This is a genomic window from Prosthecobacter sp. GW821-HT29F12, assembly GCF_058803405.1.
This window is the reverse complement of record NZ_CM179517.1, coordinates 3,513,362-3,526,939: the sequence shown is the minus strand read 5'-3', so window position 1 is coordinate 3,526,939 and position 13,578 is coordinate 3,513,362. Positions and strand designations below refer to the sequence as shown.

13 protein-coding genes are annotated in these 13,578 nt (G+C 57.9%); 6 read left to right on the top strand and 7 right to left on the bottom strand.

Going from position 1 to position 13,578, the window contains the following annotated elements; genetic code table 11:
- Positions 1–133: 133 nt before the first annotated feature.
- On the top strand, positions 134–1,492 hold the full coding sequence (locus tag AC3RLQ_RS14590) for a DUF1552 domain-containing protein (RefSeq protein WP_493038264.1): 1,359 nt from the start codon (positions 134–136) through the stop codon (positions 1,490–1,492).
- A gap of 26 nt (positions 1,493–1,518) precedes the next feature.
- On the opposite strand, the gene AC3RLQ_RS14585 is transcribed toward AC3RLQ_RS14590, so the two are convergent.
- From AC3RLQ_RS14585 to AC3RLQ_RS14575, 3 genes are all read right to left on the bottom strand, one after another.
- Complete coding sequence (locus AC3RLQ_RS14585; RefSeq protein ID WP_493038262.1) at positions 1,519–2,955, bottom strand: hypothetical protein; 1,437 nt, start codon at positions 2,953–2,955, stop codon at positions 1,519–1,521.
- Between the two features lie 793 nt (positions 2,956–3,748).
- Positions 3,749–4,936: a hypothetical protein gene (locus AC3RLQ_RS14580; RefSeq protein ID WP_493038260.1), complete on the bottom strand. Its 1,188-nt coding sequence runs from the start codon at positions 4,934–4,936 to the stop codon at positions 3,749–3,751.
- Complete coding sequence (locus tag AC3RLQ_RS14575) at positions 4,917–5,474, bottom strand: TPM domain-containing protein (RefSeq protein WP_493038258.1); 558 nt, start codon at positions 5,472–5,474, stop codon at positions 4,917–4,919. Before AC3RLQ_RS14575 ends, AC3RLQ_RS14580 begins: the two co-directional genes overlap by 20 nt.
- Positions 5,475–5,772: 298 nt before the next feature.
- On the opposite strand from AC3RLQ_RS14575, the gene AC3RLQ_RS14570 reads away from it, so the two are divergent.
- Complete coding sequence (locus AC3RLQ_RS14570; RefSeq protein ID WP_493038256.1) at positions 5,773–7,356, top strand: hypothetical protein; 1,584 nt, start codon at positions 5,773–5,775, stop codon at positions 7,354–7,356.
- A 94-nt stretch (positions 7,357–7,450) separates the two neighbouring features.
- Here the strand turns inward: AC3RLQ_RS14570 and AC3RLQ_RS14565 are convergent, their stop codons facing one another.
- The 3 genes from AC3RLQ_RS14565 to AC3RLQ_RS14555 are packed head-to-tail and all read right to left on the bottom strand — an operon-like array spanning position 7,451 to position 10,079.
- Positions 7,451–7,936, bottom strand: coding sequence for a Fur family transcriptional regulator (locus tag AC3RLQ_RS14565; protein WP_493038255.1), 486 nt, complete (start codon positions 7,934–7,936; stop codon positions 7,451–7,453).
- 20 nt (positions 7,937–7,956) lie between these two features.
- On the bottom strand, positions 7,957–8,907 hold the full coding sequence (locus AC3RLQ_RS14560) for a carboxylesterase family protein (protein WP_493038254.1): 951 nt from the start codon (positions 8,905–8,907) through the stop codon (positions 7,957–7,959).
- 59 nt (positions 8,908–8,966) lie between these two features.
- Positions 8,967–10,079 (bottom strand): leucine-rich repeat domain-containing protein, encoded by a 1,113-nt coding sequence (locus AC3RLQ_RS14555; RefSeq protein ID WP_493038251.1) that lies wholly within the window; start codon positions 10,077–10,079, stop codon positions 8,967–8,969.
- A gap of 77 nt (positions 10,080–10,156) precedes the next feature.
- On the opposite strand from AC3RLQ_RS14555, the gene AC3RLQ_RS14550 reads away from it, so the two are divergent.
- Both AC3RLQ_RS14550 and AC3RLQ_RS14545 read left to right on the top strand, forming a co-directional pair.
- Positions 10,157–10,438 (top strand): putative quinol monooxygenase, encoded by a 282-nt coding sequence (locus AC3RLQ_RS14550; RefSeq protein WP_493038249.1) that lies wholly within the window; start codon positions 10,157–10,159, stop codon positions 10,436–10,438.
- A gap of 76 nt (positions 10,439–10,514) precedes the next feature.
- Positions 10,515–10,979: a c-type cytochrome domain-containing protein gene (locus tag AC3RLQ_RS14545; RefSeq protein WP_493038247.1), complete on the top strand. Its 465-nt coding sequence runs from the start codon at positions 10,515–10,517 to the stop codon at positions 10,977–10,979.
- 7 nt (positions 10,980–10,986) lie between these two features.
- Here the strand turns inward: AC3RLQ_RS14545 and AC3RLQ_RS14540 are convergent, their stop codons facing one another.
- The gene (locus AC3RLQ_RS14540; protein WP_493038245.1) at positions 10,987–11,994 is read right to left on the bottom strand and encodes a methyltransferase; all 1,008 of its coding nucleotides are present in this window, start codon (positions 11,992–11,994) and stop codon (positions 10,987–10,989) included.
- A 145-nt stretch (positions 11,995–12,139) separates the two neighbouring features.
- On the opposite strand from AC3RLQ_RS14540, the gene AC3RLQ_RS14535 reads away from it, so the two are divergent.
- Entirely contained in the window at positions 12,140–12,751 is a 612-nt protein-coding gene (locus AC3RLQ_RS14535; protein WP_493038243.1) for a LemA family protein, read from the top strand.
- Positions 12,748–13,578 (top strand): TPM domain-containing protein, encoded by an 831-nt coding sequence (locus tag AC3RLQ_RS14530; RefSeq protein WP_493038241.1) that lies wholly within the window; start codon positions 12,748–12,750, stop codon positions 13,576–13,578. Before AC3RLQ_RS14535 ends, AC3RLQ_RS14530 begins: the two co-directional genes overlap by 4 nt.

Below are 13,578 nucleotides of genomic sequence, written 5' to 3'. Positions count from 1 at the left end.
AGGGGGATTGGCGGGGAAAGCTTAATCGGGCTGTGTCTAGGCGGAATTTCAACTACTTTCGTGGCAGTTGCGTCCAGTATGCTACTGTCTGGCACGAAAGTTTCTTCCCGCCTCCGGCGTAATCACAATGTATATGAACGAGTTTCGCGAAACCTCCCTCGCCGCCCATTCGCTCAGCCGCCGCCAAGTTTTGCGGGGGCTGGGTTCGATGATTTCACTGCCGCTGCTGGAATCATTCGGTGCGCGTGCGTTTGCGGCGACCAAACCGGCGGCCAAGCCCATTCGTGCCGCATGGATGTACATTCCCAATGGTGTGAATGTGGAGCAATGGATGCCCACGGGAGAAGGTGCGAATTATGTGCTTTCGCCTTCGCTGAAACAGATCGAGCAGCATCGCAATGATTTCATGGTGGTCTCGGGGCTGATGCAGGATTTCGCCCGCAGCCATGGCAATGGCGGCGGTGACCATGCGCGTGCGACGGCCACATTCCTCACGGGCTGCATGCCGAAGAAAACCGCGGGTGCAGACATTCATCTCGGCATCTCGGTGGATCAGATCGCAGCGCAAAAGATCGGCCATCTCACACGACTGCCCTCCTTGGAGCTGAGCACGGATGGGCAGCGCAGCTCGGGCAAGTGTGATTCCGGCTACTCCTGCGCCTACCAGTTCAATCTGGCATGGAAGAACGAGACCATGCCGATGGCTCCTGAAATGGACCCACGTCTGGTGTTTGAGCGCATGTTTGGCCTCGGTGCCACAGCAGGCAAAGGGCCGGAAGCGGCGCGCGCGAAACGGATGCAGAAAAGCATTCTCGACACCGTTCTCGACGAAGCAAAAAGCCTGCAGGGCAAGGTGGATGCGGGAGACCGCCGCAAACTCGACGAATATTTTTCGTCCGTGCGCGATATTGAGCTGCGCATCGAGCGGGCGGAGAAGTTTTCCGCACAGATGCCCGATGTGAAAATCCCTGAGGGCATCCCGGATTCCTACGAGGAGCACATCCGCACCATGTTTGACCTGATGGTCCTCGCCTTCCAGACCGACACGACGCGTCTTTCGACGTTCATGCTCGCGCATGACGGAAGCAATCGCAGCTTCCCTGAACTGGGCGTGCCGGACGCGCATCATTCGCTGTCCCATCATCAGAGCGATCCGCAGAAGCTGGCCAAGATTGCGAAGATCGACCAGTTCTATCTGCGTCAGTTCGGCTACTTCCTCGACAAGATGAAATCGGTGAAGGAAGGGGACAGCACGCTGCTGGACAATTCGATGATCGTTTTCGGCGGCGGCATTGGCGATGGCAACCGCCATAATCACGACAATCTGCCGATCCTGCTGGCTGGCCGTGCCGGTGGCACTCTGACACCGGGCAAGCGCATGGTGCTCCCGGGTGAAACACCGATGACGAACCTTTACCTCTCGCTGCTGGACCGTCTCGGCGTGCCTGCAGAGAAGGTGGGAGACAGCACGGGCAAGCTGGAAGTCAGCTAAGTCGAGGGCCTGCGCCCTTTTTCACTTCAGCGCCCGCCGGGGATGAGTGGCCGCTTGATCGTGTCTGGCAGGCCAGGCGTGGACTTGCGAATGCCTGGAGGTGGCATGTTGTTGGAAGATGGGGCGATGGATTTGCCACGGCTGCCATTTTTAGAAATGCCAGGAGGCAGCTCGTCCACTCCGGCGGTTTTCGGCGGCGCTGGACTGGCTTTGGGCACCATTGGCAGGGAATACCAGTGCATCTGCGGGACTGCACTGAGTTCCACCCACTGCTGCGAGCCAAGTTTTTTCCATTCCAACTCTACCACGGCCCACACATGGGTTTCCCACGGCATGCGGACGCGCAATTCCTGGGCAAGGGCGGAATCTTTGTCGAGGAATACGGATGCCTGGAAGGAATTGGGCGGGGCAGGGCTGACACGGAAGGCGTCTTTACGATCCACGTTCGGCACGCCGTCTTCGAAGAAGTGATGGCGGATGATGCCGACATGAAAGCAAGCCTTGCCGGGCATGTAGGTCTGGAAGAATTTTTCCAGCATGCGGTCCTTGAATTCCACAAAGGCGACCCAGTCCACTTTGAAGCCGTCTTCTTTCTCCTCCAGCATGACTGGAACTGAAAACTCCCAGATTTTGTTTTCCAGGCTCAAGATGCAGTGCTTGCCGGAACCGAGTTCGGGGTTGGGGTCCATGCGCACAAACTGAATGCGGTCCACCAAGATGGGGCCGTCAGGCGCATGCGCGTAATAGCGCTCCATGTGGGGTTTCATCATGTCGGCACCGAGCGTGTATTTGAGGCGTTCTTCGAGGGATTTTGCCTGGAGGAATTTTTTGAGTGCTTCCACGGCAGGCTGGGCGGCAGCCGGTACGTCGTCTTCCTCAATGGTGTGGGATTGTGCCAGGCTGGAGGGTGTGGAGGCCGGGGCACCGGGCGACTCCGCATTCATGACAGGTTTGGCGGGCACTTCGAGAAGGGTGCCTGCTGCAGGCGGAGGGGCTGGTGTGGCGGCCATGGGTGCGGTGCCTGTTGCCGACGGGGGGCTGGGTACAACGGCTGTGGCGGTCTTTTCATCCGCTGCAACAGATGCCACTTTTCCAGGCGTGGGTTCTTGAGGATCAAAGCCGACCGTGATTGATGTCGGCTTGGCCTTGGCATCGGAAGAAGTGGAAGGAAGAGGAGCAGGCTTTTCCGCTGTCGTGTTGTTATTGGAAAGCTTGGACGATGTGCCGGGATCTGGACTGGGGATGGGTGGTGTCGGGATGCCGGGCTCGTCCTTGGAGGTCTCTTCAGCCACATCATGCCCGGTCAGGCTGGGGATCAGGCCAGGGAAGTAATCCTTCAAGAGGAATCCGACGAGCGCGAGAAATCCGAGAAGGAAGATGGCCGCGAACGCGAGCCGGATGAAATTGGTTCCGCGTGGGGCCCTCAGGCTGGCAATGCTCCTGCCTGATGGAACGGGTGCCATGTGTGGCGCGGAAGCTGGTTCATGACCAAGGGGGCCACCCAGACTGAGCGAGGGACCACCTGCAGAATGGAGATGCTGTGTGACTGGGGAGATGGGTGCGGGGGAAACATCTCTGCCGAGGAGTGACGAGCCTTGCAGGTTGCTGAGCATTCCTGGCATTCCACCAGGGCCACCCAGCGGCCCCATGTTCGGCAAGGCTGGTGAGCCTGGAATGAAGCGTGACTGATTGGGCAGTCCATTTCCCGAGAGCGCCGCAGGCACATCGAGCGAAGCTAAATTCGGCATTGATGCTGGTGATGCCGGAGGCGAAGACCACGGCGTCTGGCCGGCAGGAACATTCAACGTAGTGCTGAGGGGGGGCTGGCCCGGAGCACGCTTTGGAGGCAGTCCGGTGTTGAGATTCAGTCCTGCGTTAAGACCAGAGGCAGGCATGCCTGTGGCTGGCATTTCTCCCATCAAGGGGGATTGCGGCGCTGGAGGCCAAGTAGGTGGGGGGGGCGGGGCCTGCGCTGCCATAGGGGCAGGGGACCAATGTGGCACTGGTGCCTCTGCGGGCGCAGGCGTGGGTGAAGTGACCGTTTGTCCGCAACTCGGGCACGGACCCGTGACGCCTGCCATTTGAGCAGGTACCGTCAGGATCGTGTGGCAGAAGCCACATTGAAACTGGATCGTGTCCGGATTCATTGGATTAAATGATTATGGTCAATTTCACTAATTATCATTCAAGGATTGGTTTTGACAAATTGAAGTTGGGAAAGTGTCTGGGATATTGAAGCTTGGGAGCTGTTGAAAATCAGGCATATCGGATCATGCCGCCGCCGCCGCCGGTAAAAGCGCCTCCTAGTCGAGGGGCCGTTTCAGGTTCAGCAAGCATCCAGACGCGGCGTTGCTTTCTAAGCTGTAGACGGTGCAAAAATCGACGGCAGACGATGACGCTGAGACCGAGGAGCAGCAGACTGCCAGACATCCAAATGAGTACTGTGGTGAGGCCCTGGGTACTTGGAGGAGCCGCGGGAGCTTTTAATTGGGAGCTGAATTCAGCCAGGGCCTGGTCTTTGTGAGTCTTGCCAGCAGGGTCAGGGGCCAGAGCTTTTTGCAGCCAGAACAGCCGTGTCGAAAGGTGGATGGTGTAGCGACGCAGCTGATCGTGAACATTGCTGGTTTGAAGGGATTCTTTCAGGCATGCCTGAATCGTTTCGCTGAGAAACTCCGTGGAGATCTGGTTGTGGATGGACCTGCTCACAAACAAACGGGTCCGCCAAGGTTCTCCCAAGGGGTAGACCACCAGGCAGGCATCTGATTGCAGCAGGCTGCCGGAGGCGAATTTCTCCAGGTCAACGCCTTCGGGAAGCTTTTGATCATGTCCAATCACCAAAACATACAACTTGATGCGCGCATCCTGGGCATGGAATCCAAGAAGGCGCAGCATGTCATGATTCTGGATCTCCGGAACAAGCTGGTCAGGGTCGATGAGATATTCTTTGGGCAGGCTCTGAGCGCATGCGGCAAGAAATTCATGGGGCACATCTTTGAGGGAAGCGAGCGGCGTAGGCAGTTCCACCGCGCTGGCCGGGCCTTGCGTTGGCAGACCAAGAATGGCTTCGGGGAGAAAGAGCCGCATGTCTTCGGCCTGCAGGCGAGGGGAGAGTTCGCTGTCGCGGTTGTTGAAAAAATGATCCAGCCGGGGACCGCTGGACAAGGGGGTATGGATGAGTTCGTTGATATCAGAGACGGACTCGCCACTCTTAGGCGGCAGAACTCCAGGGCTGTTGCCGCCAGGCAGACTTTCGCGGAATTTCTTAAGCTCCTGCTCACTCCAGCGCGGCAGTGGCAATGAGTGCTCTTCAGCTTTCTCGACAGGCGGGCCATCATCGGCGGACGCATTTCCAACAAAGCAAAGCAGCGTGAGCAGCAGTACTAAGGGAAGATTTTTGGCGCTGGGAGCTGCGGCAGCCATTGCGTCATGAAATGGCTTGATCATGTCTTGGGGCGGGTAGATCAGCCAGAGGCCGTGAGGTGGGCCGATGCCCACTCCTCAAAGGCTGCAGGCCAATGTCAGAAACGGAGTCTGCCATTCCCGCTGCCTCGGGCTGCCATTGCATCGGGCGGGCGTGTTTTCGCAACACTTCGCCCGCGTGAATGCACGAGGCTTCAATGGCCATCCCGAAAGCACCTTTGCTCAGATGGCTGCCGGCGGTTTGCATCATGCGGTTGATGATTTTCGGGCTGAAACATTTTTCGATGGCATATCCCAAGGTGATGCAGGCGGTTTGCGCTGCGGGATCCACGACCAGCACCATTCCAAAATCATTGCGACGGCTGACGGAGTGTGTGTTGAACGCTCCTTGATTGAGCAGCCAGAAGCCCAGCTCTGCGACGCTCAAGTTATTGGGCAGTGTGCCTAAGTAGACGGCAAAAAAGGCTTGGGGGAAGCTGCGTTCAAAATCGTCCAGAATGATCTCGAGGCGCCGGGTGTCTTCCAGTCGCAGACAGTGGGCCGCATCGGTGATCCGCTCCAACCTAACCCATTGATTTCCAAGGTAACTATGAAGTAATGTCGCTGAAAATCCGCAAGCAGAGCAGGTGCTCTGCTCTGAGCGGACGCTTGCTTGGCAGCGCGGACATTTCATTGTTATAGAATATATGGAATATACAACTAATCAAGTTCTATTTCGTCACCGATGACACAGAAAAAATGTTTACACCGGGTGGCCTTTGTGGTGTAACTATAAGTTGATTCAACAATTTAAAAACGAACGCTGATTTTCTCCGGCTTTCATACTCCGAATTCAACGCTCAATTTTCCATCAACTGATCATGAAGCTCGCCTCTACCATTGTCATTCTCGGCAGTCTGCTGACTGCCGGTTCCATTCATGCCAAATGGTCGCGAATTCCGATCATCAAGGAAAAGCCAATCAACACGATCAGCGGTCCTGGAAGCAATGCATCGCTCGACAGCTCGTCTGGCATTGGTCGTGCAGATTCCATTCTTTCCAGTGACATCACTGCGTCATCGACGGTCTCCGCCGGGAAAAGCTTTCTGCTGATCAACCTCGGCAAACCGGTGTTGATTTCATCCTCTTCATTTGTGAACGACGGCATTGAAGGGCGCGCAACGCTCTCTGCAAGTGCTGACAAAAACGGCTGGGCGGTTCTCGAAGAGAAGGTCTTTTCTGCAGCTGATCGCACGGTGGAATTTAAATTCGCCGGGATGCAGGCCAAGTATGTCAAACTTGAACTGGCTCTCTCCAAAGGGGGGATCATCCGCAACCTTCAGTTTTTTGGTGCTGCGACCGACAAAGGTTACGCCGTCAAGCAGTCTGCTGATGGCAAGGGTGGCAAGCCAGCGGATCTGATCAACGGTCTGGGTGGTGCTCGCGTCGTTTACGCAGCTCCGAGACCTGCCAACGGTCTCGACACCGCCATCACCTACAACAAGTTCGCCTTCCCCGAGTCCGATGAAAAGTATCGTACCATCATCTATGACTTCGGCCAGCTGCGCATTCTGAATGAATTCGCCTCCGTTCACTCGCCTCGTCCAGTGCGCTTCGAAGTGTTCGCCTTCGACAATCTCCCCGAAAAAGAAGACTGGCGCGGTCGCATGGCCTTTGACCCAAGTGATTTTGGCAACATTGCTCCAGTGGCGGTGGCCGAGGACACCCGCGGCACAGGAACGCTGAAGGCCAAGCCTGCCAAGGCAGTCAAGACACGCTATCTGGCACTGCGCTGGGAGCCTGAGTTCAACCCGCCGGATTTCCAATGCACTGGTTCCGCTGAAGGTAACGTCATTAACATCGTTACGACCAACACGGTCATCATCACCAATGCTGATGGCTCCAAAACGGTGGTGACTGTGACCGTTGGAGATGCCCATGGTGCAGGTGCTTCCACAAGCGAAATCACTCCTGAAAATGCCGGTCAGATGGTGGCTCAGGGCGAAGCCAAGAGCGGTGACACGACCACAGTCACGACCGCGACTTATGCGCCAGGAGTGGATCCCTCTGCTCCAGGCGCGACGCCTGTCAGCACGACTACGACTACAGGCACCTCAACGGTGACCGTGACAACTCAATCGAATGGTACGGTTGTGACTACCAGCACTTCCACGACTACGGACTCTTCCGGAAATACAACCACCACGACCATCACCGAGAGCAAGGATTCAAACGGTAACACTACTACGACGGTGAACCAGTCCACGACCGACCCCAACGGGAACACCACCACCACCGCCGATAATACCAACACTGGATCGGGCGGAAACAACAGCCAGACGAGTACCACAGGTACCAACGGCGATGGCAACCTCGCTGGTGGCAGTTCTCCATCACCTAGTGGCAACGGCTCAATGAACGCCAACGTGACCAACACGATTTCGACGGCTGCCACCTCGCCTTAATCGATTCGTGATTCATCTCGATCCCGCACTGGTGATGCCGGTGCGGGATTTTTTATGCCTCGGAGCTGCCTGATGAAGATGCCTTGAGAAGCTCTCAGCTTCCTGCCACGCACTTCGGGCATAGGCCGTAGAACTCCAGCTCGTGGTAGAGCCTCTGAAAGCCGGATTCTTTCTCGATCTGCTTCTCCAAGGCTTCTACGGGGCACGCGATGTCCAGCCGCTGGATGCGGCCGCATTGGGTGCAGATAAGGTAGTCGTCATGATGACCGGGTTGCAGGAGGGTGTAATACGCGCTGCGGTCATGGAGGCCCAGCCGCCGGATGAGCCCCAGTTCCTCCAGCTTGACCAGCACCCGGTAAACCGTGGCCTTGTCTGCACCGCTGGTGAGATCAGGTGACTCTGCAATGTCCGCCAGTGAAAGTGGCTGGTGGGAGTGAACGAGGATGGAAAGGACGTTCTCCAGAGCCTTGGTGCGCCGCAGGCCGGCTTCACGTGCACGTTCCATCATCGTGGCCGCCAGTTCACGTGCAGAATCAGCGTCATGATGCTGACAGGTGGCGGAATGGTGGTGGTGGAGCATCGCTTTCGGGGTGGCGGATTTCAGTGCGCTGACATGGCCTGCTTTTTCTGCTGAAACAACCATTCATGCAGATCGGCACGAGGATATACGATGCCCGTGATGCCGTGGCCGGCCCCTTCCAGTTCCGTGTAATTCATTCGTTCGCCACCCGCCTGCTTCACGGCGGCTACAATGGCGCGTGAACGATCGACGGGCACCATGTCATCTTTGTCGCCATGGAAGACCCAGAAGGGGATGGGTTTTAAAATCTCCGCGTTTTTGACATCGCCCCCGCCGCAGAGCGGGACGCAGGCAGCAAAGACCCCCGGATACTTCGCCGCGATGCTGAAGGTGCCAAAACCGCCCATGGAGGAGCCGGTGAGATAAAGACGGTCTGCGTCGATAGGGAGGTGTTCGGTAAGATCGGCGATGAGCGCGAGCAGGTTGTCCGCCACTTGGTTTTTCCAGCCGATGTCGGCGGAGGGGCATTGCGGGGCCAGGAGAAAGCAAGGCTGCTTGGCCAAGTTCTCATCATTGGTCCAGATTTTCGGTGCACCTCCGAGTTGCGATTCGTTGTCGGTGCCGCTCTGGCCGGAGCCATGCAGCCAAATGACCAATGGGTAGCGTTTGGTGCCATCTAGTGAGGGGCTGCCCCAAAGCTGGTAGTTCAGGCCCTGCTTGGAAACGCCTTTCACAAACTGCCCGGTGACCTTCTCGGCGTAAGCCCCCTCCTTCAGGCCTGCATCACGGCGCTTTTCGCGCAGCAGGCTGCGGATGTACTCCTGATCTTCCTTGGAGAGCTTGTCCATCGCCAGCCGGTACTGGTTGAAGTCCGTGCTGCGGCGGATTTTGACCTCCTTGTCGGAGAACTCGACAAGGTTGCCCATGAACTTCGATTTGCCATCGCTGGAAGTCCATTGCCGAGGCGGGTCAGCAGCCTGCGCCCCGGTGAGCAGCAGACCGAGGGTGAGAAAGCGAAGGAACACGTTCATGCCACATGCTAAGCCGCACGCATCTGTGACGGCAAGCACTTTGCATGGCGGGCGGCACCTCAGGGCGTGATACGTGCTCCGGCCTTCTTCATCTCCTCGACGAGCTTTTTGGAGGCATCGTCGATGGCATTTCCGTCGATGAAAATCTGGCAGTACGGCGCCCATTCACGCGGGCCCTCGTTGTCCTTTTTCCACATGCGGTGCAGGGGCGTGAGGTCGGTGATCTGGTTGTTTTCGAGAAAGAGGAACTGCAGCTCCGTCAGCGGCTCCAGCGGCGAGATGTCCTTCACCCCATTGCCTTTGAGTGAGAGCATGGAAAGCCATTTCATGCCGCCGATGCCGGCGATGTTGCTCACCTGATTGCCTTCGAGATACAGCGTCCACACCTTGGGCAGCTTGAACAACGCCGTGGCGTCTTTGATCTGGTTGTTCGCGAGGTAGAGGGAAGTCAGGGACTGAATGCCGCCGAGCGCGGAGACGTCCGTCACCTTGTTGCCAGTGAGCTCGATGTATTGCAGCGCCTTGCACTCGGCCAGCGGCGTGATGTCGCTGATCTGGTTGTTGGAGACATCGAGGAACTGCAGGCGCTCCAGACCTTTGATCGGCGCGAGGTTGGTGATCTGGTTTTCCGGCAGAGTCAGAGATGCCAGGGACTTGCATTTTTCCAGGCCGGTCAGGTCCTTGATGCCTGCCTTCTTGCCTTCAATGATGGAGACGGTCGCCACATCTTCCGCAGTGATCACTTCCTGATTGTCGCGCTTCGCGAACACCTGCTTTCTCACGGCGGCTTCGAGCGCCTTGTCTGGGAAAATGGCCACCGGCTTGGGTGCCGGTGGCTTGGCAGCGGCGGGAGCAGGTGTGGTTGGAGGAGCAGCGGGCTTTGCGGGAGGCGCTGCGGGTTTGGCCGGAGGTGTGGCAGGCTTGGCGGGGGCGGGAGTGGTTGCAACCGGGGGCGGTGCAGGCTTCGCAGGGGCTGCCGCAGGTTTGGTTTCGGGCTTGGCCGGGGGAGTGGCTGCCGCAGGCTTGGGCTCCACCTTGGCTGGAGCTGCGGGTGCAGGCTTCGTCTCTGCCTTGGGGGCCGCCGCCGGTGGGGCGGGTGCCGGTGCTGGCTTGGTGTCTTGAGCGTGAAGACTGAGGGCGAACAGCGCGGGGAGGACGAGTCGAAGTTTCATGGCTGGGGAGATGTTAAGGCCATGATACGTAGAACGCAGGTTGCATGTTCAGCAAAAATCGCCTCTCTCTTGCTGTCATGGTTAACGTTATTGTCATCCTTGAGATCGATCCGGTGAAGATCGATGAGTTCCTTGCTGTCATCCTTGAAAACGCCGCCGCTTCGCGTTTGGAGCCGGGCTGCCTTCGCTTTGAAGTCAGCCGGGACAATGAGCAGTCCAATCTCTTCGCGCTGAGCGAAAGCTACGTGGATCAGGCCGCCTTTGATCTGCACTACACCACCCCGCATGTGGCCAAATGGCGTGCCAATGGGCCGGGCTTTGTGCTCAAGCGCTGGGCCGTCAAAGGCCCGGTCTATTAAGCTCCTGGCTGCGGGAACAGCCTTGCTGAGGCAGATTCGAAGTCACAGATGGCGCGCAAGAGGCTAGCAGTGCGCGATGAAACGCCTTGTTATTCTTTTCGGTCTTTGCCTGGGTCTGGTATCGTTGGCCGCGTGTGCGCACAAGACTGATCCTGAGCATCCTTTTGAAGCGGTGGCCGGTTACGAGTACTTCATGCAGTACGTCAAACCGGTGCTCGAAACCCACTGCCTGGCCTGTCATCGCGGCAGCCATCCTCCCGCCGGACTGACATTGGTCCAGCGCAGCGGTCTTTATGCCCTGCGGAGATATGGACGTGCGTTTGTCGTCCCTGGAGATCCCAATGCCAGCAGGCTGCTTACGGCTGTGGCAGAGGGCGGCAATCACCCAGGCTTGTACCATGGCGGCCCCATGCTCGCCGGGTCGGAAGTGGACATCCTGTATGAATGGATCGAGGACGGCGCGTACTGGCCGGACAACCCAGCGGGCTTTCTGCAGCCACGCGTGGTCATTCCGCGCCAGAAGGGGCTGCTTGAGCGCTGATGTTTACTTACTTGATGCCGATCACCATTGAGTCCGGGCCCACCAGGTGCTCCACACGGCAGTTTGTAAAGCCGGCTTCCTGCATCCAGCCGATGCAGTCCGCGCCGGTGTAGTCAAACCCGCCCGGTGTCTCGATGAGCATGTTCAGGCTCATGAGGAGGCCAAAGGCATTCTCTTTGCGCGCATCGTCGATGATCGAGTCATACACCACCACGGCACCGCCGGCGGGCAGCGCGGCGTAGGCCTTTTGCAGCAGCATGCGCTTCGTTGCCAGATCCCAGTCATGCAGGATGTGACCAAAGAGCAGCACGTCCGCCTTGGGAAGTTCATCGGTGAAGAAACTGCCGCCTGCAAAGCGCACGCGGGCATCCAGTTCGTTGGAGGCGATGTACTCCTCGAAGATGGGGCCTACTTCAGGCAGATCAAAGCCGATGCCTTGCAGATGCGGCTGCGCGAGAGTGATCTGCGTCACCAGATCTCCCTGTGCGGTGCCGATGTCCGCACAGCTTCGATACTCACCCCATGGAAACTTCTGCGCGATGGCCATGTTGGCTCCGCGGCTCACGCCTGACATGGCACGCAAAAATTCGCGCAGCTTGGCCGGATCGGCATAGAGCGCGGTGAAGGGATCATGCCCGCCTTTGGATTCGTTTTGAGGTTCACCGGTGCGGACCGCTGTCGTCAGGCTGCCCCAGAACGGATAGAGACGATGATTGGCCATCTCTAAAATGCCGCCGATGTAGGAGGGCTTGGACTTGTCCAGAAACAGTTCGGTCTCTGGTGTGTTGCGGTAGATGCCATCGCCGTCCCGATGGAGGAAACCTAGCGCCACCAATGCATCCAGAAAATCACGCGCTCCACGCGGATGCAGTCCGAGCCGTCCTTGCAGCGTGGCCAGATCTCCCGGGTGTTTTGCGAGTTCGGTGAAGATTTCCATCTCCACTGCGCTGAGCAGTGTCTTGGAGTTCCAGAAGGCGAGGCCGGTGTGCAGGATGTGATCAGGAGTCGGGTGCATGGGGGGGATGAGTTTTGTCCGATTGTGGCAGAAGGAGTCCAATCGTCATCAAAGATTTTGCCGGGAGCACGGCTGCTCGTTGGCTTTACAAAATGGCGGCAATTTATTCATCGCGTTTGTTGATGTGGCTCCTATCATCGGCCTCATGAAATCGCTCTTGGTTGTCCTTGGTGTTGCTGCTGTCATCGTACTGACCGTCATGGCCGGCTACAACGGTCTTGTTTCCGGTAATCAGGCCGTCGAAGGGCAGTGGGCCCAGGTGCAGAACGTGTATCAGCGGCGCGCTGATCTGATCCCGAATTTGGTGAAGACTGTGGAAGGCGCGGCGAATTTCGAGAAAAGCACGCTCACGGAAATCACCGAGGCTCGCGCATCCGTCGGCAAGGTGCAGGTGAACACCGCCCCGACCGATCCGGCGCAGTTTGAAGCCTTCGAAAAGGCTCAGGGCGCCCTTGGTGGAGCACTGAGCCGGTTGCTCGTGGTGGCGGAGCGTTATCCCGACCTCAAGGCGAATGCGGGCTTCCTTGCCCTGCAATCGCAGTTGGAAGGCACGGAGAACCGCATCGCGGTTGAGCGCGGGCGCTTCAACGAAGTGGTGCAGAGTTACAACACGAAGATCAAGAGCATCCCTGCTGTGTTTTACGCAGCGGCGCTCGGCTTCAAGGAGCGGCCCTACTTCCAGGCGAAACCAGGTTCTGAGGAGCCGCCCAAAGTGGATTTTAATTTCGGTGGCAGCGCTGCCCCCAAACAGCCGTGAACAGACTGGCCTCATCCTGGCTCGGCACGCTGCGGCTCGCGTCCGCCATGCTGTTGCTTGCCGTCACCGCTGTGGCGGCCGCTGAACAGCTGCCGGAAAAGCCCGCGCGATTCTTCAATGATGCCGCGGGCGTCGTGGACCATGGCGTGGCCGATCAGTTGAACGAGCGTCTGGCCCAGTATGAGCGTGAAAGCTCAAATCAACTGCTCGTGGACATCTATTCCCGCATGCTCACTGATTCGAGCCTGGAGGACTACTGCACGCGTGTTTTTGAGAAATGGGGAGTGGGTCGTGCTGATCGTGACAATGGCGCGGTGCTGTTCGTCTTCATTGAAGATCACAAGATGCGCATTCAGACCGGCTACGGCCTGGAAGCCAGCCTGACGGATGCGGAGTGTTTTCGCATCATCGAAGGCATGAAGCCTTTTTTACGTAAACAAGATTACACCGGCGGTGCCAGCTTCGCGGTGGCCGCAATGATCGAGGCGACGAAGGGCGAATACCAAGGCACTGGCAAAACCTTGGCGGAGTCCCATGGCAATCCACAGGTGTGGGTGCTGGTCCTTTTCCTGACGTTCATTCTGTTCGCCATCGGCCTTAATCTTTATTTTCGAATTCGCGGTGACCAACTCTATGACGCGAAGGGGCGGCGTCATGTGCAGGGTGGTCAACCCTGGTACAATTGGAACTGGAGCAGCAGCGGCAGCTGGAGCAGTGGTGGTGGAGGATGGAGTAGCGGAAGCGGTGGCGGAGGAAGCAGCGGCGGCTCCTCATTTTCCGGGGGTGGCGGCAGCACCGGCGGAGGCGGCGCCAGCGGAGGATGGTAA